The organism is Catenovulum sediminis (assembly GCF_007289895.1).
GTDB classification, from domain to species: domain Bacteria; phylum Pseudomonadota; class Gammaproteobacteria; order Enterobacterales; family Alteromonadaceae; genus Catenovulum; species Catenovulum sediminis.
This window is the reverse complement of record NZ_CP041660.1, coordinates 871,355-892,617: the sequence shown is the minus strand read 5'-3', so window position 1 is coordinate 892,617 and position 21,263 is coordinate 871,355. Positions and strand designations below refer to the sequence as shown.

Genomic DNA, 21,263 nt, shown 5'->3' with positions numbered 1-21,263 from the left:
TTGGCTTGTATAAATATTAATCAGCTGCAAAAATGAAAACATTCCCATTATTCGCTGCGTAATCTAAAGGCGAGTGAGCATGCAAATTGAAATTCTAGATGTTGATATTACAAAGTTAGCTGTTGACGCAATTGTCAATGCAGCCAATCCCTCACTATTAGGGGGTGGAGGCGTCGATGGTGCGATTCATCGAGCCGCTGGGCCTGAGTTGAAAGAAGCCTGTCGTGCCTTAGGTGGCTGTAAAACGGGGCAGGCTAAAATAACGGCGGGTTTTCAGTTAGCGGCCAAGTATGTCATTCACACCGTTGGACCCATTTGGTATGGTGGACATGAAGGTGAACCCGAAGATTTAGCCCGCTGTTATACCAATTCTTTGTTATTAGCCGAAAAACACCAGCTGCAAAGTATCGCTTTTCCGGCTATTAGCTGTGGCGTGTATGGTTACCCAATTGAGCAGGCTTGCCAGATTGCGATGCACACAGTAAGTCAGTTTAATGCCAGTGCGACCCATCTGCAAAAAGTGATTTTTGCCTGTTTTGGTGCACGGACTTATGAAGCTTTGTGCGATGCTAAGCGTACGCGAGCGCAAAACTAAAGCAGGTGCCTTTTTGCGCTTCGCTGCTTACCTGAATATCCGAATTATGCATGTTTAATAAATGGCGGACGATGGCAAGTCCTAATCCCGCATGATGGTTTTTCCCTCGGCTATTGGTTGCGCGATATTTAGCTTCAAAAATTGCCTGTAATTCATTTTTCGGTATCCCAGTACCCGTGTCCTGCACGGAAATACAAATGTTTTCCTTTTGTGGAACAATGGCAAGTGTCACTACATCATTTGCTTGGCTATGACGAATCGCATTATCAATTAAATTAACTAAGATGCGCTCTAATTTTGCAATGTCCGCGCGCGCAATTGGGTAATTATTTTGCGGGTGCTCTAGTTTTAAACTGATCTTCGCTTGCTCAGCCTGAAAACTAAGGCGTTGCATTACGTCATGTGCCAGTTCAACTAAGTTGACCGGCTCAGGGTAGAGTTTGATATCACCACTTTCTAACCGCGCTAGTTCAAATAAAGCTTCCACTAGCTGGCTAATTTGTTGACCGTTTTTTAGCGCAATTTTTATAAGTTCGTCACTGCGTTTGTCGGTCGGACTGATCAACCAGGTTTCGAGGTAACCATTGAGTGCGGTGAGTGGGGTTCTAAAGTCGTGAGAAACATGTGATAACAATTCACGCCTAAGTTGCTCGGTTGATTTAATCTGACTTAATTGGTGTTTAATATGCTTGGCTGACTGACTAAAGCTTCGCTCAAGCTCCTGAATTTCTTTGGCGGCACATAAAGGTTTGTCGTCTGATTGCAAGTGAGCAAAATCATTTTGTACATAACTGGATGTGCGTTGGCTGAGTTTTTTTAAGGGTTTGGTGACGGTATGTATGGCTAAAAACATTGCCAATAAACCAAATAGGATGGTTAATGCTAATATCACTAAACTGTCTTTTAATACTTTACTATCGGCTAGCAATGCTATTGTATTGTCTAATTTTTGCCCGCCAATAATGACATATAAATAACCACTTAATGCGCCATTTGGCGTCAAAATCGGAGCGGCAGAAAATATTTTATGGCCACCGGGTGTTCTTGGATCATCTCCGTATAAAGGAAAATTCGCCCCATTTATAAAGTTTTTAATGGGTTGCAAATTAATTTTATTGAGTTTTACAACGCCTTCAGGTGCTGAGTAAGCCAAAATATTGCCATCGGCATCGGTTGCATAAAACTCCCATTCCGGACCCAGTAACATTTGGGTATGAAAAACAGGTTTAAGCGCCGCAATTTCAATAATTCCCTGCTGTAAACTGGGGCTGTCGTGAATTAAATGATGGGCGAGTTCTTGATGTAATTTTTGTTCAACCTCATGCGTAAATTGTTCACTGCTATGTAGATACCATTGAAATAAAACAGCGGTTGCGGCTAAAAATAAAAGCCCAATAATCAACGCCAATTGGTTGGCAAGTGAACGAAACATAGTTTAACTCCCATCAAATTTATAACCTACACCCCATACCGTAATTAACCATTTCGGCTTTGCAGGATCTGTTTCCAGTTTTGCCCGCAGTCGGTTGACGGTTGAATTTACGGTATGTCCAGAGCCTGCATGTTGGTAGCCCCATATCTCATCCAACAACTGCTCGCGTGAAAATACACGTTGCGGGTGTTGAGCTAAAAAATGTAAGAGTTCAAACTCTTTTGCTGTTGTTTCCAGCACTTCTTGTTTAAGTTTCACCTGGTAACAATTTGCATCAATGCTGAGCTCGTTAAAGGTTAGACAGCTTTTGACTTCATTTTGAGTGTTACTTTTGCATCTTCGCAGATGCGCTTTAACCCTGGCCTGTAATTCAAGCACCGAAAAAGGTTTACTTAAATAATCATCCGCGCCACTTTCCAATCCAACGACAACATCCAGCTCGGACGATTTGGCGGTTAACATAATAATGGGTATATCCGGGTGCAATTGACGCATGCGTTTACACAGTTTTAAACCATCCGTACCGGGCAACATAATGTCAAAAATGGCTAAATCATATTCTTGGTTTAACTGTTTGTATGCTTGACTGCCATCATTAAAAAGACTGACTTTATGGTCCAGCATAGATAAATTGATGGAGACAATATTGGCAATGTCCGGATTATCTTCAACCAGCAAAATGTGTTTACCCATAAAATGTTCCGCCCCTTTTTAGGTCCATTAAAGATAGGAGCGGATTAATAGCAATTTTATTGCATGCGTTTAATCACTATTTTTGCGACTGGGTTATCAAACTTATGTGTCGGTTGCAAAACAGAACCAGAAAGCTCATATTCAGTTATCACGCCAGCGTGTATATGTACTCTATTCACATCGTTGCGCGCACTATTATAACCTTCACCGCCTGCCGCAGGGCCGGGCAATGCACTTTCGTCGTTCGCTTCTGTACCAGCATCGTATACATGAAGTGTTTTCATCATCGATTCACCAATAGCCAAGTTGCTTAAATTAAGATTTTTTAAGCCGGTAAAGGCATCATTGGTATTAACCAGCATAGTCGCTAAGCTCATTTGGTAACCTTTGCTTGGATGTGTTTCTACCAGCCAACTGTCTGTCGCGCCAGGTGCTAGTGGGCCCTCTGCATGGTAAGCTTGTTTAATACCACTTTGATTGGAAAAATCACTGGCATCACCCCCTTCGGCAAGTTTTTCTAATGCGCTATTGGCTGCTTGTCCCAATTGCCATAAATGGGTATCAGCTTCATGTATCACGATACTGGGTGGCGAGAATGGTTGACCTTGTGTATTGTTGGTCAGTGTAATCTGATACATGGCGGTTGTTTCCTGCATCGGATCCTGATGATCGTCATCGTCGTCATTAAAATCAATTGAACAGGCCGACAAAGCGGTTATCAAACTGAGCAATGTGAGTTTACGAACGCCTGTAATTAAATGTTTCATAAAACCCCCTTATTTTACGGTTATGACGAGTTTTGCAACTGGGTTTAACCAACGATGCACACGACTATCTATGTCAGAAATACCGCCAGATGCATTTGTGTCACCTAAGTTGCCTGGGTGGATATGTACGTTGGTATTATTTTCGGTGCTGGTTACGCCACTGCCGCCTGTACCCCCATCACCTGCCGGTGCCGCTGGAATGCCAGGTGTACCCGCCGCACCACCGCCGTTAATTATCTCGTCATTGGCTTCTGTACCAGCATCATAGGCATTGAGCATAATCTGGTAGGTTCCAGCTTGTGTCGGAATTTTCCAGCTATCTAAACCCACAAAGCCATCATTGGTAGGCAGCAGCATGGCGGTTAATGAAAGATACATATTGTCACCTGTATCTAGCATGCCACTTGCCATTTCGCCGGCCATCAACATGCCTTGTGCTGGATTTTGTAAAGTGACACCTCCGGCCGCTTCAACATTGGCGACTAAGTCATCGATTGCGCCGCCTTCTGCCATTTTTTGCAGTGCAGCAGAGGCCGATTCACCACTATGGAATAACGCCGTTTGCTGATCGTGCGCCGCAACTAGTACGGGTGTAAATGTGATTCCGTGTGTCAGGTTGTAAACTTGAACATCTAGTTCAGCTGAGATGACGCTTTGGTTATATGTCACTGAAGAGATGAGTGCAACCGATAATAAAGTTAGTTTGGTTTTCATAATAGACCTCGTTTTCTATTTTTAAATGAGTGCTTTAAGCCGATAAGTTTCAGGGTAAGTGTGTCAGTTGATTATCCCAACTGAGTGCTAAAAACATCACAAAAGTGTCTCAATACAACACAAGTTGGTTGCATAAAAAGTTTAACAACAGAGCGTTTTGGGACATGCAGCCTAGTCGTTGCTAATATCTTTGCTAATGTCTTAGCAAAAGAAAGCGCGAGCGGAATGATTTTGTTTACTGAACTGCATTTAGATAGAAATATAGAGTACTAATAGTTTTTTTGTTATATGCTATTTCTAAATGGTATATGTTGTGTATTTGTTGCAAAAAAGAACTGTGCAATTTGTCTTTTTAAGGTCTTTTGGCATGTCTTATCTAAATCCTTTTAGCTGCCGATATTAAAAAGATCTTAAGAAAAAAATGTCTTGTTATATTTGAATTTTAATCCCATTTCTGAAAATGAACGCATAAAGCTATTGACCTAAGTTCTTTTAATTGCCGGTCAAAAAGTATATTGAACAACATAAAAAACTTGTGGTAGCTTAAAATGGAATGTAATAAAAATGTAAATCATTTAACACTAACATCAAGCATACACATGGGGAAAGCGAGATGAAATCAACTAAATTACTCAGGCATACAAGTATAGCAAGTGCTTTGTTTGGAATACTGGCAGCGCCAGCGGCCAATGCGTTAGATTGCTCGGGCATTGAAGCTTGGCAACAAGGACAAGCATACAGCGGAGGCAGTAAAGTACAAGCACAAGGCAGTGCTTATTCTGCAAACTGGTGGACACAAACTGATCCTGTGGAGAACTCTGGCGAGTGGCAAGACTGGTCTTTTATTGCTGTTTGTGACAGCGCTGTCTCAAATGAGGCGCCTGTGGTATTTAATTTGTCTCCGCAAAGTGGTTTTTCTATGCCTTCTGGTGACAGCGTTGTCATATCGGTTGATGCTTCTGATGATAAAACCGTTAGCCAAGTCGAATTTAGTGTTGATAGCGTTGTTATTGGTGTTGATTTACAAGCGCCTTATGAAATGCAATGGACAGCAGAAAAAGGTGAATATTCAATCAGTGTTATTGCCAAGGATGATGAAGGGCTCGTGTCTGAACCTGTTAGCGTCAGCATCCTTGTGACTGAGCAAGCAGGTCCGATTAATGAAGCCCCTGTCGCCAACATTCAGTTGACATCAACGAATCAAATTACCGTCGGTGAAAGTGCTGACTTTATCCTATCTGCGACAGATGCTGACGGTTCAATTGAGAGATTGTCATTTTCATTAGCAGGGCAAAATTTAGCAACAGTGCAAGCGACACAAGCTGAATATCAGTGGACAGCAAATGCAGCGGGCGATTATGAATTTACCTTGGTGGCAACAGATAATGAAGGCGACATTGATACTAAAAGTGTGACCATTTCTGTTCGTGAATCTGCTGATAACAAGAATGCAGATGATTGTCGCCCGGCCGGTTTATACCAAACACCGGGCGTTAACACGCCTTATTGTACGGTATATGATGTAAATGGCCGCGAAATGATGGGCGCTGACCATCCACGTAGAATCATTGGATACTTTACCAGTTGGCGAAATGGTGCAAATGACCAACCGAGTTATTTAGTTAATGACATCCCTTGGGATAAAATCACCCATATCAACTATGCATTTGCGCATGTAGATGCAAATAACAGAGTATCGATTGGTGATCCAAATGCGCCTGGCAATCCGGCAACTAATATGGAATGGCCAAGTGAGCAAGGCGCAGAGATGGACCCCTCATTACCATATAAAGGCCATTTCAATTTATTGAACAAGTACAAAAAGCAATATCCAGATGTTAAAACTTTAATCTCAGTCGGTGGTTGGGCTGAAACAGGGGGGTACTTCGCATCAGAAGGGCGTGTTGCAAGTGGCGGTTTTTATACTATGACAACAAATGCCGACGGCAGTACTAACTATGCAGGGATTCAAGCATTTTGCCAAAGTGTGGTCGAATTTATTGAAAAATATGGTTTTGATGGGGTTGATATCGATTATGAATATCCTTCTTCAATGAATGATTCAGGCCACCCTGATGATTTTGAAATTTCTAATGCGCGCCGAGCAGGATTAAATGCGTCATATCGAGTATTGATGAAATCCTTGCGGGAAACCTTAGATGAGGCGGGAGAAGCAGCCGGTAAACACTATATGTTAACAATAGCATCTCCTTCCTCTGGTTATTTACTAAGAGGTATGGAGACTTTCCAAGCGGCGCAATATTTAGATTATGTCAATATCATGTCTTATGACTTACATGGTGCATGGAACGCTCATGTGGGCCACAATGCGTCACTGTTTGACACTGGTAAAGATTCAGAGTTAGCCGCTTGGAATGTTTACGGAACAAAAGAATTTGAAGGTATTGGTTATTTAAACACAGATTGGGCGGTCCGCTATTTTCGCGGGGCACTGAGTGCCGGTAGAATCAATATTGGTATCCCATATTATACGCGTGGTTTCCGTGATGTATCGGGTGGCGAAAATGGACTATGGGGTCAAGCTCCGTTGCCAAATCAAAGTGAATGCCCGAAAGGGACTGGAAGTGGCGAGAAAAACAAATGTGGTAACGGTGCGATTGGCATCGACAATTTATGGCACGATAAAGAGAACGATCGAGAAGTTCCAGCCGGTAGTAACCCACTATGGCATGCTAAGAATTTACAAAGCGGAGTCGTCCCGAGCTACTTAAGTGTATATGGACTTGATCCAGTTTCAGATCCAGATGATCGGCTGGTCGGCACTTACCAAAGATTCTACGATGAGGTTGCTGTCGCGCCTTGGTTATGGAACGACGAGAAAAAAGTTTTTATTTCAATCGAAGATGAAGAATCTATGGCGACTAAAGTTGATTATGTAATCGACAATGGTTTAGGCGGTATTATGTTTTGGGAATTGGCTGGTGATTTTGCTTATGATCAAGCCAAAGATGAATATTTTATGGGCTCAACCTTAACCAGTTTAGCGTATGATAAATTTAATCAAAGTGGTGTCGCTTATGATGTACATATGGGCAGTGCAGACTTTGAAATTCCAGCTGAGGCAGTAGACATAGAATTTGTCGTTAAGGACTTTCCGATAGGTGATGATAACTATCCGATTAGCCCAACATTTAGTTTTACCAATAACTCAGAACTTGATTTAAGTGGCGCTAAGGTCTCGTTTGACGTGCCGGTTGCGACATCGGCAATATTTAAATCGAATTGGAATGCACAAGAAAAGCTGGGTATGGCTGTAGAGGTGAATCGCTCGAACGCGGCGGGTAACAATATTGGCGGTTTTGAAAATGAATTTCATCGCTTTTCGATTAGCTTTGTGAATGAATGGGGCGGAGAAGCCAAAGCATTTGCACCTGGGGATACCATTGACGCACAGGTGATGTACTACATGCCCATTACTGGCCCGGTAAACTTTACCATTGAAAAAGATGGTAAGGTATATGCGTTTAAGGCTGAGTATCCGAATTTATCGAACGCTCAACCGACTGAGCCAACGGATCCGAACGATCCCACAGAACCCACTGAGCCGACTGACTCATGTGAAGGAAAACCTGTGAGTGAAATACCCGTTTATCCCAATTGGCCACAAACTGATTGGCAGGGTAATCCGAGTCATGCCGCCGGTGGTGATTTAATGACGCACAACAATGCTGTCTTTAAAGCCAAGTGGTGGACTCAATCTGAGCCCGGGACAACGGCTGATTGGGAGCAAGTTTGTCGTCTATAAAATAACACTCATCCTAGGCGTGCTTGCCACGCCTAGCTATTTTAAGGAGAAAATAATGCTTAATGTTTCACTTAAGCCAAGCACCTTAATGTTAGCGGCTTGGTTATTACCAACAATTGTAAACGCGCATGGTTTTATGGAAAGCCCAAAAGCACGGCAAGCCATTTGCCAAGCTCAAGGTGGATATTGGTGGCCGGAAGATGGTTCTAATATTCCCAATTTGGCGTGTCGCGCGGCTTTTTTACAAGCGGGCCACGTTCAGTTTATTCAAGAGCACGAATTTTCAGTTAATACTGCGGATTATCATAATATTGATGCGGTGAAAAACAATATTGTAGATGGGCGTTTATGTGCCGCTGGCGACCATGAAAAGCGAGGTATGGATCTGCCGTCTAAACATTGGCAAAAAACGCAGGTAACGCCTAATGCTGAGGGGCAAATTCAAGTTCGTTTTTTAGCAACGACACCACATAATCCGAGTTTTTGGCAATTCTACTTATCCAAAGCAGACTTTGATGTTACAAATCAGGCATTAAGCTGGGATGATTTGGAATTAATAGATCAACATGGGAATATCGAATTTTTCAAAGCCCCCAATGGAAATCGTTATTACGAAATGAGTGTTCAGCTACCGCCTGATCGCAGTGGCGATGCTATTTTGTATACAAGGTGGCAGAGAGATGATGTGGCCGGAGAAGGGTTTTATAATTGCAGCGATATTCAGATTCAAGCAGACTTTCAAGTTAATGAATGGTTTGAGCTAGGCTATTATGTAAAAACTGGCCAGCAACCACAGGTAAATGAAACGATTTGGTTTAGGCTGTTTGATAGCAGCGGGCAGGAAATTATCAATGAACATCTACTCGTGACGGAAGAAAATCAAATAAGCTGGCATCAAGTTTTAGCTAAACAATTACAACTGCAATACGCTCATATAGTAGAAGTTGGTTTAAAAGGTGCCGATGGTACTGTTGAGTATGCGCAAAATGATGTTGCGATAAATAAGGTATATGCAACAAACGCGGATTATACACACGTGTTGTCAATACAAGCACAAGAAGAGAATACACCGCCAATAATACACCCACCGAACACTATTGAAATGGCTGAAAATTCACGAATTGATATTCACCTCCATGCGTTTGATGATCAACAAAGCGAGTTAATTTACAACTGGACAATACCGAGTGCATTCACTATGACGGGCGGTGGGCAAAACATCACTCTGGCTTCTGGCACAGTATCAAGTGACACTGAATATCAGATATATGTGACTGTTTCGGATGGGGAGTTAACAAGTGAAGCTGGATTTATTGTGATTGTTAATGACAGCGCTGTCTGTTGTTTGCAACCCTGGGATGCGAATCGTACTTATACTGCAGGGGATGAGGTTCAATATGCCGAAACAGCCTATGTTGCCAAGTGGTGGAATCAGGGAGAACAACCCGATACGAGTGCAGCTTGGCAAATGAAGCAAAACGCCAGTAATAAATCTTGGAATCCAACTCAAGCTTATCAAAGTGGTTCTGAGGTGGTGTACGAAGGACAACGTTATCGAGCGAAATGGTGGAATAAAGGAGAACAGCCAGGATCGGCTGATGTTTGGGAATTAATTTAACACAACAATTGTACTAATAAAGGGTAATAATGATGAAAAAAAGACTATTGACCGCAGTGGCGGTAAGCTCTGCAATGATGTCATGGCAATTACAAGCAGCACCTTCTACGCCCAGCTTAAACTGGGAACCTCAAGAGTATTCTTTTGTAGAGGTCGATCTGGAGGGTAATGGTTCGTATCGGGATATCGTAAGGGCTAAAGAGCAAGTCGATATCAATATAGAGTGGAATGCATGGAGTGGCGATGGCGGTGATAATTACAAAGTTTATTTTGATGACCTGCTTGTTAATCAAGGCGATTTACCAGTGGGAACTAAAAGTGGAGTCATTAATTTCCCGTATGAAAGTGCGGGTCGGCATACATTATATGTTGAACTCTGTGAGGGGGATGTTTGCGCCCGTAGTGCTGGAAAACCGATTGTAATCGCGGACACAGATGGTGCACATTTAGCGCCATTACCAATGAATTATGATGCCAATAATGCAAATTATGGAACACAACAAGATACAGTAACCGGTGCTTACTTTGTTGAGTGGGGTATTTATGGTCGTGATTTTGATGTTACAAAAATACCAGCGCATAACTTATCGCATTTATTATATGGATTCATCCCCATTTGTGGGCCTAATGATTCGTTAAAAGAAATTGAAAATGGCGGGAGCTATAATGCATTGACGAAAGCTTGTGCAGATTCACAAGATTTTGAAGTTGTAATACATGATCCTTGGGCCGCTGTACAAAAAGCATTGCCAGGTGTTGACGCTAATGATCCGATTCGTGGTACGTATTCACAATTGATGGCGCTAAAACAACGATTTCCGGATCTAAAAATTCTTCCTTCAGTGGGTGGTTGGACACTGTCGGACCCATTTTTCTATTTTACCGAAAAAGCCAATCGCGACACATTTGTTGCATCAACCAAAGAGTTTCTGAAAACTTGGAAGTTTTATGATGGTGTCGATATAGATTGGGAGTTCCCAGGCGGGGGCGGCGCGAACGCTTCTTTAGGAGATCCAGAAAAAGATGGCGCAGCTTATGTTGCATTGATGGCTGAACTACGCGCCATGCTGGATGAATTAGAAGCTGAAACCGGTCGTGAATACGAGTTAACTTCGGCTATAGGTGTGGGTTACGACAAGATTGAAGATGTAGATTACGCAGCTGCTGCGCAACATATGGATTATATTTTTGCAATGACCTACGATTTTTATGGTGGTTGGAACAATGTAACAGGTCACCAAACGGGAATTTATTGTGGCGAGCATTTAACTGCTGGTGAATGCGATGGTACCGGATTGGATGAAGAAGGAAACCCGCGTAAAGGTCCAGCGTATACGATAGATAATGCGATTAACTTGCTGTTAGGGCAGGGCGTTGCTGCAAAACAAATCGTTGTGGGTGCAGCTATGTATGGACGTGGTTGGGAAGGCGTATTGGAAGCAAATGCAGAAGATCCAAATAACCCAATGACAGCTCCGGGCAACGGCAAATTAACCGGTACTTCAGCGCAAGGTGTTTGGGAAGCTGGTGTAATTGATTATAAGGGTATCAAAGCAAACATGATTGGTGACTCTGAAACTGGCATTAATGGTTTCGAAATGGGCTATGATGAAGTTGCGGAAGCAGCTTATGTGTGGAATCGTTCAAATGGCAAATTAATTACCTATGACAGCCCACGCTCAGTTATTGCGAAAGGTCAATATGTACGTGCGCATGGATTGGGTGGACTATTTGCATGGGAAATTGATGCAGACAATGGCGATATCCTAAACGCAATGCACGAGGGTTTAGCGGATGGAACCCCACCCGCTAACAAAAAACCAGTTGTTTCTGTGCCAAGTTTAGTCACTGTTGATTCGGGGGCGAGCACTGAAATCTCAGCAACCGCGAGCGATGCAGACAATGATCCACTGACTTTCTTGTGGGATGCTGATAGTGCATTAACTGTGGCAGATATCAATACGGCAACCTTAATGGTAACCGCGCCAGAGGTCACACAAGATACTGACTTTACAGCCGTGCTTTCTGTGGCTGATGGGCAGGCCACTGTCTCTAAATCTGTGACAGTAAGAGTGTTAGCAGTATCTAGTGGAAATAATGTACCCGTCATTGACAGTATTGCAGATGTGAGTGTTGAGGAAGGAAGTAGTGTAAACATTGCAGTCAATGCAAGTGATGCAGACGGGGATACGTTAACATATAGCTGGAATGTGCCACACGGTTTAACCTTAGTCGGTAGTGATCAAAACGTTACTTTGACAGCGGGAGAAGTATCAGCCGACGCTGCATATACGGTGTCTGTTACGGTCAGCGACGGGCAAGCTGAAACGACAGCCAACTTTGTGGTCACTGTAACTGATACAGATTCAACTCCCGGTGATACATGGGATGCAGGCGCAATTTATCATGCGGGTGATGTGGTTATATATCAAGGCGTTGAATACCGCGCAAAATGGTGGACTCAAGGTAATCAACCTGATTTAGGTGGACCATGGGAAGCGGTTAATCCAGACACAACACCGGGCGGCACGACTTGGAATGCCAGTGCTGTTTACAACGGTGGCGACCAAGTAACTTATCAAGGCGAGACCTATCAAGCACAGTGGTGGACGCAGGGTGAAGAGCCCGGAGTTGCGTCTGTGTGGGTTAAACAATAAAGCGTATTTTAATTTAAAGAGATGGCAAAGCCGATGAAGTCAAACGCATCGGCTTTTCAAGTTTTATGGGAAAACTAGGTACATATTTATAGATTCTCCCTGCCATGTGGTGCAGCCAGATCCAATTCGGGTCCAATTGGGATAACTCGAGTCGGATTGATCATATCGTGGCTATAATAATAGTGGCGTTTAATATGCTCGAAGTTAACCGTGCTGGCAATGCCTGGATATTGATATAACTCGCGTAGATATCCCAATAAATTAGGGTAATCTGCTATTCGGCGAAGATTGCATTTAAAGTGGCCAACATAGACAGCGTCAAAACGGATTAAAGTTGTAAACAAGCGCCAGTCTGCTTCGGTAATTTGTGGGCCTAATAAATATCTGTTCTCAGCTAACCTTACTTCTAACACATCTAAAGCTTTAAACAATTCTGTTACCGCATCTTCGTAGGCGATCTGACTTGTCGCAAAACCCGCTTTATATACCCCATTATTTATTTTGTGATAAACAAAGTCATTGATTTCGTCAATCTCGGCTTGCAATGCAGCAGGATAAAAATCTAATGTATTGTCAGTTAGACAATCAAATTGTTGATTGAAAATACGGATGATCTCGGCCGATTCATTGTTAACGATAGTCTGGTTTTTACTGTCCCATAATACTGGTACTGTAACTCGGCTGGTAATTTCTGGATTCGTCTTTTGATAGAGTTGATATAAAAAATCAAAGCCATACAATTTATCTGCTGTCGAGCCTTCAAATTCAGCAAATTGCCAGCCGTTTTCAAGCATGTCCGGGTGCACAACAGAAACACCTATATGCGATTCTAATCCTTTTAGTTTACGAAAAATTAAGGTGCGGTGGGCCCAAGGGCAAGCTAAGGATACGTATAAATGATAACGTCCAGATTCGGGTTGAAACTTGGCATCTTCTTCATTTGAGATCGAGTCTCTGAATTTTGATGATTGGCGAACAAATTGACCTTTGTTGTTTTTGGTATCATACCACTTGTCTTGCCATTGACCTTCGACTAATAAACCCATGTTGAACCTCCTAAACTAAATATTTGCTATCTTCTACGTAGCAATCGGAATAATCGATGACTATGATTACTTTAATCTGTTTTTCAATTTCGTTCGTAACAATCATAATAGACTCAATTCAAACAGGCAGACAGCCGTAATACAAATATCTTAGTGTTAAATGGAGAACCACATGTTAAATAATAAAGAAGGTCAAAAAGTCCCCAGTGCTAGTTTTGTTGTAAAAACAGACGATGGTTTTAAAACCATAAGCTCAGAATCAATTTTCGATAACAGAACGGTTATCGTGTTTTCTTTGCCCGGTGCGTTTACCCCAACTTGTTCGTCGACTCACTTGCCTCGTTACAATCAATTGGCTGATGTATTTAAAAAACAAGGGGTTGATGAAATTGTTTGCCTTTCAGTTAATGATACTTTTGTTATGAATGCTTGGGCGGCAGACCAAGAAGCGGAAAATATTACGTTAATCCCAGATGGTAACGGTGAGTTTACTGACAAAATGGGGATGTTGGTTGATAAAGCCGATTTAGGTTTTGGCAAGCGTAGCTGGCGTTATGCTATGTTGGTTAAAAATGGCGTTATCGAAAAAATGTTTATTGAGCCGCAAGTAGAAGGCGACCCGTTTGAAGTATCGGACGCAGATACCATGCTCAACTACATTTGTCCGGATTTAGAAGTGCCTAAATCAGTTAGTTTATTTACCAAACCCGGATGCCCATTTTGTGCTAAGGCGAAAAAATTATTAACTGAAAAGGGTTTTCAGTACGAAGAAATATTATTGGGTGAAGGGATTGGCTTAACCAGCTTAAAAGCTGTTTCTGGTCGGGATACGGTTCCGCAAGTGTTTATTGATGGCCAGCACATTGGTGGCAGCGATGATTTAGAGGCCTTTTTTGCGCAGGCTTAAGACGTATAAATTGTTGATTTAAAGTGTCACTAATCAATTCGCATTTTATAAAAAAGAGAGGTTAACAACCTCTCTTTTTCTATTAGCAAGCAAATTATTACAAGCTATATTGCTTCTCGGGCTTCGCAAGCCTGTAACGTGTTGGCGATTAAAGTTGCCACCGTCATTGGACCAACCCCACCGGGTACGGGCGTTATAAATGCCGCTTTCTCGCTGGCTGCTGCAAATTCAACATCGCCCACTAATTTACCACTGTCCATGCGGTTAATGCCTACATCAATCACAATTGCGCCGGGTTTAATCCAGTCACCCGGAATAAATTCTGGTTTACCAACAGCAACGACCAGTATATCCGCACGGCGTACGTGGCTTTCTAAATCTTGTGTAAATCTGTGGGTTACGGTTGTTGTACATCCAGCCAATAACAATTCAAGCGACATAGGACGACCAACAATATTTGAAGCGCCCACGATAACAGCTTCGCAACCGTGTGGATCTTTACCTGTACTTTCAATTAAGGTCATGATGCCGTACGGGGTGCAAGGACGTAGTGTTGGAATACGCTGAACCAATCGGCCGATATTGTACGGGTGAAATCCATCTACATCTTTTTCAGGTGCAATGCTTTCTATTACGAGTGTGCTGTCCAAACCTTCAGGTAAAGGTAACTGCACTAAAATACCGTCAATTTCGTCATCATTGTTGAGCTGCTCAACTTTTGCCAATAAAGCTTCTTGTGTGGTGTTCGCAGGCATATCATAAGATTTTGAAATAAAGCCAACTTGCTCGCAGGCGCGTCGCTTGTTTTCAACATATACCTGTGATGCAGGATCTGCCCCAACCAAAATCACCGCCAGGCCGGGTGCTCGTTTGCCGGCAGCTTTGCGGCTATCAACTGCTTCTTTCACATTTGCTCTAACTGATTGAGCAATATTTTTACCGTCTATTATTTGCGCTGTCATCTGTTCAATCTTTCTCTTAAATCGCTAGCTGGCTATATTGTGGCATGAAATCTAATATTATTCAGCTTGTTGTTTTAACAAATATAAAAAGTCCAGTGCTTGACGTGGTGTCATACTATCTGGATCGCAGTTGGATAAAGCTTCTGCTAACGGGTGTTGTGCCGTTAACCAGTCTACCTGTTGGGTAACCGCAGGTGCTTGTGTATTTTCATCTACTGGTAAATCCTGCATATTTTCAAGCTCGGCGAGTTTGCGCCGTGCTTGATGAATCACGGGTTTGGGTACGCCCGCTAATGCTGCAACTTGTAAACCAAATGAGCGGTTTGCTGCCCCTTCTTGCACAGCGTGCATAAAGGTAATGCTGTCACCGTGCTCTACTGCATCTAAATGGACATTTGCAACACTTTCAATTTGTTCGCTCAATTGGGTCATTTCAAAATAGTGCGTGGCAAATAAAGTATAAGCTTTTATTTTATGTGCTAAGTTTTCTGCACATGCCCATGCTAAAGACAAACCATCATAGGTGCTGGTACCGCGGCCAATTTCATCCATTAAAATTAAACTATGTTCAGTTGCGTTGTTTAGAATATTCGCGGTTTCTGTCATTTCTACCATAAAGGTTGAGCGCCCGCTGGCTAGATCATCAGAGGCCCCAATGCGGGTGAAAATACGATCAATCGGGCCAATTTCAGCCGCTTGAGCGGGGACAAAACTACCAATGTACGCCATTATGGTAATTAAAGCCGTTTGGCGCATATAGGTTGATTTACCGCCCATGTTAGGGCCTGTAATAATCAGCATTTTTCGTTGTGGATTTAATTCTAGCGGATTAGCGATAAAAGGCTCTGAACTGAGTATTTCAACCACCGGATGACGACCTGCTGAAATATGAAGCCCGTTGTTTTCGCTAAAGTGCGGCCGACAGTAGTTATAAGTTTCAGCTCGCTCTGCCAAATTATTCAGTACATCTAAACGGGCAACTCTGTCGGCTAAATCTTGTAATTCGCTGACATGTGGTTCAAATATATCAAACAGCGCTTCATATAATTGTTTTTCCAACGCCAGCGCTTTGCTTTGTGCGGTTAATACTTTGTCTTCCAGTGATTTAAGCTCTGGTGTGATAAAGCGTTCTGCATTTTTTAATGTTTGTCTGCGGGTATATTCAACAGGTGCATCAGTTGCTTGTGCGCGGGATATTTCGATAAAAAAGCCATGTACTTTGTTGTAACCAACTTTTAAGGTGCTCAATCCAGTTTTTTCTCGTTCGCGAGTTTCAATTTCACTCAGTATATTTTGTGCACCCGCACTGAGTCTTCGTAGCTCATCCAGCTCTGCGTTGTAGCCTTCAGCTAACACGCCACCGTCTCTAATAATGACTGGAGGGTTTTCAACAATCGCAATGGTTAGATGTTGGAATAGGTTCTCGAATGCATTTATCGCATTTGCATAAGTTTGCAGCGTATTATCTGCGCTGTTTATCAAGCGTTCTTTGATTTCGGGTAAAATTGCGAATGCATTTCTTAAACGAGAAAAATCGCGTGGTCTGGCTGAGCGCAGTGCAATACGAGAAATAATCCTTTCTATATCACCCACTTGTTTTAATAAACTTCGTAAATCTGTGTATATGCCGGCGTTAAGTAAGCTTTCTATCGTATCTTGTCTTTGCTTGAGCTGCTGATAATCGCGGATTGGATGGACAATCCAACGTTGTAATAAACGACTGGCCATGGGGGTTGCCGTATTATCTAACACACTAAGCAATGACTGGCCTTTAGCGCCGGATAAACTTTCATTCAGCTCTAAATTGCGGATAGAAACAGCGTCTAGGTATAAGTTTTCTTCCAGGCGAATTAGTTTTAATCCGCGTAAATGCGGTACGGCTGCTTTTTGCGTATCTTTAACATATTGCAAAATCGCACCAGCCGCGCCAATAGCAGGGTGCTGCGCACTTAAACCAAAACCGTTTAAATCTTGCGTATTAAATTGTTTGCATAATTGTCTGAAAGCAGCTTCGCCTTCAAAATCCCATTCGGGCCTGCGTTTAATCGCTTTGATATCTTCAATTAATTGCAGGTTGCTAAAGTTATCCGGATATAATAATTCAGCCGGATGTGTTTGTTGCAAAAAAGATTGTAAAGATTCATTGGATTGAATTGCGGCGACTTCAAAACGGCCAGATGTAATATCCAAAATGGCGACACCAAATTGGTTTTGTCCATGTTCTGCGATTGCCATTAATATATTGTCGCGCCTATCATCTAACAAAGATTCTTCAGTAATGGTCGCGGGGGTTAATACACGCACAACCTGCCGCTCAACCGGCCCTTTACTGGTTGCCGGATCGCCTATTTGTTCGCATATCGCGACTGATTCGCCCAATGCGACCAATTTAGCTAAGTAGGTGTCAACTGCATGATAGGGTACGCCGGCCATTGGAATGGGCTGACCCGCGGTTTTTCCTCTATGGGTTAAAGATATATCGATGAGTTCAGCAGCTTTTTTTGCATCGTCAAAAAATAGCTCGTAAAAATCCCCCATTCGGTAAAATACTAAGATGTCTTTATACTCTGCTTTTATTTTCAGGTATTGTTGCATCATTGGGGTGTGTTGACTCAAACTTTGTTCTGAATAAATATCTGTACTCATTTGTTATTTTTTACCTGATTTGAGATTTGCCGAGCATGTATTGGACTGAAATTACTCAAGCCGCTGAAAACTGTGGCGCTATTTTAACGCGTAAAGGGCTGACTATTGCAACCGCTGAATCATGTACCGGTGGTGGCATTGCTTACGCTTTAACCGAAATCGCCGGTAGTTCTGCCTATTTTACCCAAAGTTGGGTAACTTACAGCAATTTAGCGAAACAAAATTGTTTAGGCGTGGCAGCAGATACGTTAGAAAAGCATGGTGCTGTTAGCGAACAAGTGGTTGCTGAAATGGCTGCTGGCGTGCTGCAAAACTCCGGTGCTGATATTGCGGTGACTACAAGTGGTATCGCAGGGCCAGGTGGGGCAACCGATACTAAACCCGTTGGCTTAGTACATTTTGCTTGGCAAATTAAAGGGCAAGACGTCGTGTGTGAACACAAAGTATTTGAAGGTGACCGTGCCGCTGTTCGGCAACAGGCTATTTTATATGCGTTGAGTAAAATTGAAGTTTTGCTCAAAAACTACCCTTTAGGATAGTTATCATAGCAGTTAGAGTTTGGTAACGTCGTAGATTCATTAATGATATTAAGGGAAATAAAATAATGTTGATTAGGGCGTGTTTATCTTTGTTTATAATTTGAGCTGAGAGAAAAAATGGTCTTAGGCAAGGCAGAAATAATGAAGTTTAGTCATCTAAATAAGTTATTTCTAACGCTGCATCAGACCATTTTGGCCTCAGCCCGAAGGGCAATGGCTATTTTAACCCTTAACGGCATTAGAATTCGTTTATTTAGAATGACTAAACCCCACTCATTCTGCTTTGTTAATGATTAAAATAGCCTATTGCTCAAAAATAATACAAAAATAAACACGCCCTAGGGCGTGTTTATCTTTGTTTATAATTTGAGCTGAGAGAAAAAATGGTCTTAGGCAAGGCAGAAATAATGAAGTTTAGTCATCTAAATAAGTTATTTCTAACGCTGCATCAGACCATTTTGGCCTCAGCCCGAAGGGCAATGGCTATTTTAACCCTTAACGGCATTAGAATTCGTTTATTTAGAATGACTAAACCCCACTCATTCTGCTTTGTTAACGATTAAAATAGCCTATTGCTCAAAAATAATACAAAGATAAACACGCCCTAGAACGTTATCAGAAAATGAAATCGCTTTAGTTTGTGGTGCGACGCGAGATGCAGAAATTGAAAGTTCAAATGCAGATCATATAAATGATTTTTGTGGAGATAGTGGCTTTCGATATGATTATGTTGGCACTACGGGCGGGGTTGACACTTATGCAGCATATTGTCTAGACCCATTTGGGGGGGGGGAGGTACTTACGCTGGATGGGAATACTCAGTCGCGTCTTAATTTCACAAGTGACAAGAGGGAATGCCAATGCTCGGGATTCAATCATTATTATGTGTGGTTCTAGTGTGTACCATAGGTTTGTTGGTAGCCCTCTATCCAAATACAGCATCCATAAATAAAGTTAATCATGTGCCTACTTCGGACGAAGCTCTGGTTCATGAATTTAATGAAAATTATGCTGCAACAGCGGCTTTTAACTCGTTGGTAAAAGAAAAAACAGAGCAGCAGGCAACTGATCCTACTGAGCATCCAGCTAACTATAGTCAGCCTTCAAATAGGCAACAAGCCCCAGAAACTGGCGAAGAAACACCAATTGACCATAATGCTATGAATATCGACACGTTTTTGCAACAACAGCGCTATAAAGCTATGGTGACAAAAGAGTTTGTTGATGTTCCACTTGAAGAGGTAATAGCCAGTCTTAAAGACGTGCCTGAATTTATGCTACAAGAAGTACCAGGTTTGAAAGACCACCCACCTACAAACAAAGATTATTCTGCGACTAATTTTCCTATCAGTCCTGTATATATGCAATTTCCAACTGTGCCTAGAATTTGGTACGACCGATTTGGGTTCCTTCAAGGTAACTTTAAGGATAGTCGTGCACTATTGTTAACAAAAAAATTATCAAAGTGGGTTGCAAGTGCATGTCCTCATTTAGATATTTTGCATGTAAAATGTAATATGACTGCATGTGAAATAGATTTATCCCCAATTAAAGGGTTGGACTTGACTGGTAAGGGGTGGTGGTCACCTTGTTATATTCCAAACTACTTAAGATCCATAGGTTACGAGACGCAACTTAGACATGCATTATTACCCAGGCATTATCGACAAGAAATTTATAGTTTTTACTCTGAGTATTATTAGTGTCTAGTTGAGATGCCGGCAAAGCGAATGTTGCCATCTGACCATGGCACCCATCAACAAACACCCCACAAAAAATTTCCAACAAAAAACTTGATACTGTATGAGTAACCAGTATACTTTAACCCAACTTAACGAATACCCAGTCGGAGATTTTTTAATGAGCGACAACAAACAAAAAGCCCTTAGTGCAGCATTAGGACAAATCGAGCGTCAATTTGGTAAAGGTTCGATTATGAAGTTGGGTGATAACTCAGCATTGGACATTGAAAGTATTTCAACAGGCTCACTAAGCTTAGACATAGCGCTAGGTATAGGTGGTTTACCTTGTGGTCGTGTTGTGGAAATCTTTGGCCCAGAATCTTCTGGTAAAACAACTTTAACTTTGCAGACAATTGCAGAAGCTCAGAAAAAAGGCAAAACCTGTGCGTTTGTGGATGCTGAGCATGCACTTGATCCTTTGTATGCAGAGAAGCTAGGCGTTAATATTGACGAATTATTGGTTTCTCAACCAGATACCGGTGAACAGGCGTTAGAAATTGCAGATATGTTGGTTCGCTCAGGTGCGGTGGATGTGATTATTGTTGACTCGGTCGCCGCGTTAACACCAAAAGCTGAAATCGAAGGCGAAATGGGCGATACCCATGTTGGTTTGCAGGCTCGACTTATGTCGCAAGCGTTACGTAAGTTAACAGCCAATATTAAAAAATCAAACACGCTATGTATTTTTATCAACCAGATTCGAATGAAAATTGGTGTAATGTTTGGTAACCCTGAAACCACAACTGGTGGTAACGCACTTAAATTTTATGCGTCGGTGCGATTAGATATTCGTCGTACAGGCGCCGTGAAAGAAGGTGACGAAGTAACGGGTAGTGAGACTCGTGTAAAAGTGGTTAAAAATAAAGTAGCACCACCATTTAGACAAGCAGATTTCCAGATTATGTACGGACGTGGTATATCAAAAGAAGGCGAATTGCTTGATTTAGGCGTTAAAGAAGGATTAATCGATAAATCAGGTGCTTGGTATAGCTATCAAGGCAATAAAATTGGTCAGGGTAAAGCAAACTGTATTAAATTCATGCTTGAAAATGTTGAAATGGCTAACGAAGTTGAAGCTATTTTACGTGAACGTTTATTGCTACCCACTAAAAAGGATGCAGCTATCGCTGAAGAAAAATTAACCGAAGCTACAGGTGAATAGTGTAATAAAAGGTTAAT

At 42.1% G+C, this 21,263-nt stretch carries 15 protein-coding genes; 8 read left to right on the top strand and 7 right to left on the bottom strand.

What is annotated here, in order from left to right; genetic code table 11:
- Window positions 1–79 precede the first annotated feature (79 nt).
- On the top strand, window positions 80–595 hold the full coding sequence (locus FNT16_RS03565) for an O-acetyl-ADP-ribose deacetylase (protein ID WP_185976670.1): 516 nt from the start codon (window positions 80–82) through the stop codon (window positions 593–595).
- Here the strand turns inward: FNT16_RS03565 and FNT16_RS03560 are convergent.
- Genes FNT16_RS03560 through FNT16_RS03545 form a run of 4 tightly spaced genes read right to left on the bottom strand, consistent with a single transcriptional unit; the run spans window position 570 to window position 4,201 of the window.
- On the bottom strand, window positions 570–2,027 hold the full coding sequence (locus FNT16_RS03560) for a sensor histidine kinase (protein ID WP_143870252.1): 1,458 nt from the start codon (window positions 2,025–2,027) through the stop codon (window positions 570–572). The genes FNT16_RS03565 and FNT16_RS03560 overlap by 26 nt on opposite strands.
- A 3-nt stretch (window positions 2,028–2,030) precedes the next feature.
- Window positions 2,031–2,720, bottom strand: a complete 690-nt coding sequence (locus FNT16_RS03555) for a response regulator transcription factor (RefSeq protein ID WP_143870251.1) — start codon at window positions 2,718–2,720, stop codon at window positions 2,031–2,033.
- 56 nt (window positions 2,721–2,776) lie between these two features.
- On the bottom strand, window positions 2,777–3,487 hold the full coding sequence (locus FNT16_RS03550; protein WP_143870250.1) for a spondin domain-containing protein: 711 nt from the start codon (window positions 3,485–3,487) through the stop codon (window positions 2,777–2,779).
- 9 nt (window positions 3,488–3,496) lie between these two features.
- Window positions 3,497–4,201, bottom strand: coding sequence for a spondin domain-containing protein (locus tag FNT16_RS03545; RefSeq protein ID WP_143870249.1), 705 nt, complete (start codon window positions 4,199–4,201; stop codon window positions 3,497–3,499).
- 613 nt (window positions 4,202–4,814) lie between these two features.
- Here FNT16_RS03545 and FNT16_RS03540 point away from each other — a divergent pair.
- Genes FNT16_RS03540 through FNT16_RS03530 form a run of 3 tightly spaced genes read left to right on the top strand, consistent with a single transcriptional unit; the run spans window position 4,815 to window position 12,242 of the window.
- The gene (locus tag FNT16_RS03540; protein ID WP_143870248.1) at window positions 4,815–7,967 is read left to right on the top strand and encodes a glycosyl hydrolase family 18 protein; all 3,153 of its coding nucleotides are present in this window, start codon (window positions 4,815–4,817) and stop codon (window positions 7,965–7,967) included.
- 55 nt (window positions 7,968–8,022) lie between these two features.
- On the top strand, window positions 8,023–9,585 hold the full coding sequence (locus FNT16_RS03535; protein WP_143870247.1) for a lytic polysaccharide monooxygenase: 1,563 nt from the start codon (window positions 8,023–8,025) through the stop codon (window positions 9,583–9,585).
- Between the two features lie 32 nt (window positions 9,586–9,617).
- Entirely contained in the window at window positions 9,618–12,242 is a 2,625-nt protein-coding gene (locus FNT16_RS03530; protein ID WP_185976740.1) for a glycosyl hydrolase family 18 protein, read from the top strand.
- An 86-nt stretch (window positions 12,243–12,328) separates the two neighbouring features.
- Here the strand turns inward: FNT16_RS03530 and FNT16_RS03525 are convergent, their stop codons facing one another.
- Complete coding sequence (locus FNT16_RS03525; protein WP_143870245.1) at window positions 12,329–13,288, bottom strand: glutathione S-transferase family protein; 960 nt, start codon at window positions 13,286–13,288, stop codon at window positions 12,329–12,331.
- 172 nt (window positions 13,289–13,460) lie between these two features.
- Here FNT16_RS03525 and FNT16_RS03520 point away from each other — a divergent pair, with 172 nt between their 5' ends.
- On the top strand, window positions 13,461–14,195 hold the full coding sequence (locus FNT16_RS03520) for a glutathione peroxidase (protein ID WP_143870244.1): 735 nt from the start codon (window positions 13,461–13,463) through the stop codon (window positions 14,193–14,195).
- Between the two features lie 104 nt (window positions 14,196–14,299).
- On the opposite strand, the gene folD is transcribed toward FNT16_RS03520, so the two are convergent.
- Entirely contained in the window at window positions 14,300–15,157 is an 858-nt protein-coding gene (gene folD, locus FNT16_RS03515) for a bifunctional methylenetetrahydrofolate dehydrogenase/methenyltetrahydrofolate cyclohydrolase FolD (RefSeq protein ID WP_143870243.1), read from the bottom strand.
- 57 nt (window positions 15,158–15,214) lie between these two features.
- On the bottom strand, window positions 15,215–17,803 hold the full coding sequence (mutS, locus tag FNT16_RS03510) for a DNA mismatch repair protein MutS (protein WP_143870242.1): 2,589 nt from the start codon (window positions 17,801–17,803) through the stop codon (window positions 15,215–15,217).
- Between the two features lie 35 nt (window positions 17,804–17,838).
- Here mutS and FNT16_RS03505 point away from each other — a divergent pair, with 35 nt between their 5' ends.
- From FNT16_RS03505 to recA, 3 genes are all read left to right on the top strand, one after another.
- A complete protein-coding gene (locus FNT16_RS03505; protein WP_143870241.1) occupies window positions 17,839–18,342 on the top strand; it encodes a CinA family protein in 504 nt (167 codons plus the stop codon).
- Between the two features lie 860 nt (window positions 18,343–19,202).
- Entirely contained in the window at window positions 19,203–20,045 is an 843-nt protein-coding gene (locus FNT16_RS03500; protein ID WP_143870240.1) for a hypothetical protein, read from the top strand.
- 157 nt (window positions 20,046–20,202) lie between these two features.
- The gene (gene recA, locus FNT16_RS03495; protein ID WP_143870239.1) at window positions 20,203–21,246 is read left to right on the top strand and encodes a recombinase RecA; all 1,044 of its coding nucleotides are present in this window, start codon (window positions 20,203–20,205) and stop codon (window positions 21,244–21,246) included.
- The last annotated feature ends 17 nt before the right edge of the window (window positions 21,247–21,263 follow it).

Coding starts and splice junctions, on each gene's coding strand:
- FNT16_RS03565 (WP_185976670.1), top strand. CDS start 80: ATGCAAATTGAAATTCTAGATGTTGATATTACAAAGTTAGCTGTTGAC.
- FNT16_RS03560 (WP_143870252.1), bottom strand. CDS start 2,027: ATGTTTCGTTCACTTGCCAACCAATTGGCGTTGATTATTGGGCTTTTA.
- FNT16_RS03555 (WP_143870251.1), bottom strand. CDS start 2,720: ATGGGTAAACACATTTTGCTGGTTGAAGATAATCCGGACATTGCCAAT.
- FNT16_RS03550 (WP_143870250.1), bottom strand. CDS start 3,487: ATGAAACATTTAATTACAGGCGTTCGTAAACTCACATTGCTCAGTTTG.
- FNT16_RS03545 (WP_143870249.1), bottom strand. CDS start 4,201: ATGAAAACCAAACTAACTTTATTATCGGTTGCACTCATCTCTTCAGTG.
- FNT16_RS03540 (WP_143870248.1), top strand. CDS start 4,815: ATGAAATCAACTAAATTACTCAGGCATACAAGTATAGCAAGTGCTTTG.
- FNT16_RS03535 (WP_143870247.1), top strand. CDS start 8,023: ATGCTTAATGTTTCACTTAAGCCAAGCACCTTAATGTTAGCGGCTTGG.
- FNT16_RS03530 (WP_185976740.1), top strand. CDS start 9,618: ATGAAAAAAAGACTATTGACCGCAGTGGCGGTAAGCTCTGCAATGATG.
- FNT16_RS03525 (WP_143870245.1), bottom strand. CDS start 13,288: ATGGGTTTATTAGTCGAAGGTCAATGGCAAGACAAGTGGTATGATACC.
- FNT16_RS03520 (WP_143870244.1), top strand. CDS start 13,461: ATGTTAAATAATAAAGAAGGTCAAAAAGTCCCCAGTGCTAGTTTTGTT.
- folD (WP_143870243.1), bottom strand. CDS start 15,157: ATGACAGCGCAAATAATAGACGGTAAAAATATTGCTCAATCAGTTAGA.
- mutS (WP_143870242.1), bottom strand. CDS start 17,803: ATGAGTACAGATATTTATTCAGAACAAAGTTTGAGTCAACACACCCCA.
- FNT16_RS03505 (WP_143870241.1), top strand. CDS start 17,839: ATGTATTGGACTGAAATTACTCAAGCCGCTGAAAACTGTGGCGCTATT.
- FNT16_RS03500 (WP_143870240.1), top strand. CDS start 19,203: ATGCTCGGGATTCAATCATTATTATGTGTGGTTCTAGTGTGTACCATA.
- recA (WP_143870239.1), top strand. CDS start 20,203: ATGAGCGACAACAAACAAAAAGCCCTTAGTGCAGCATTAGGACAAATC.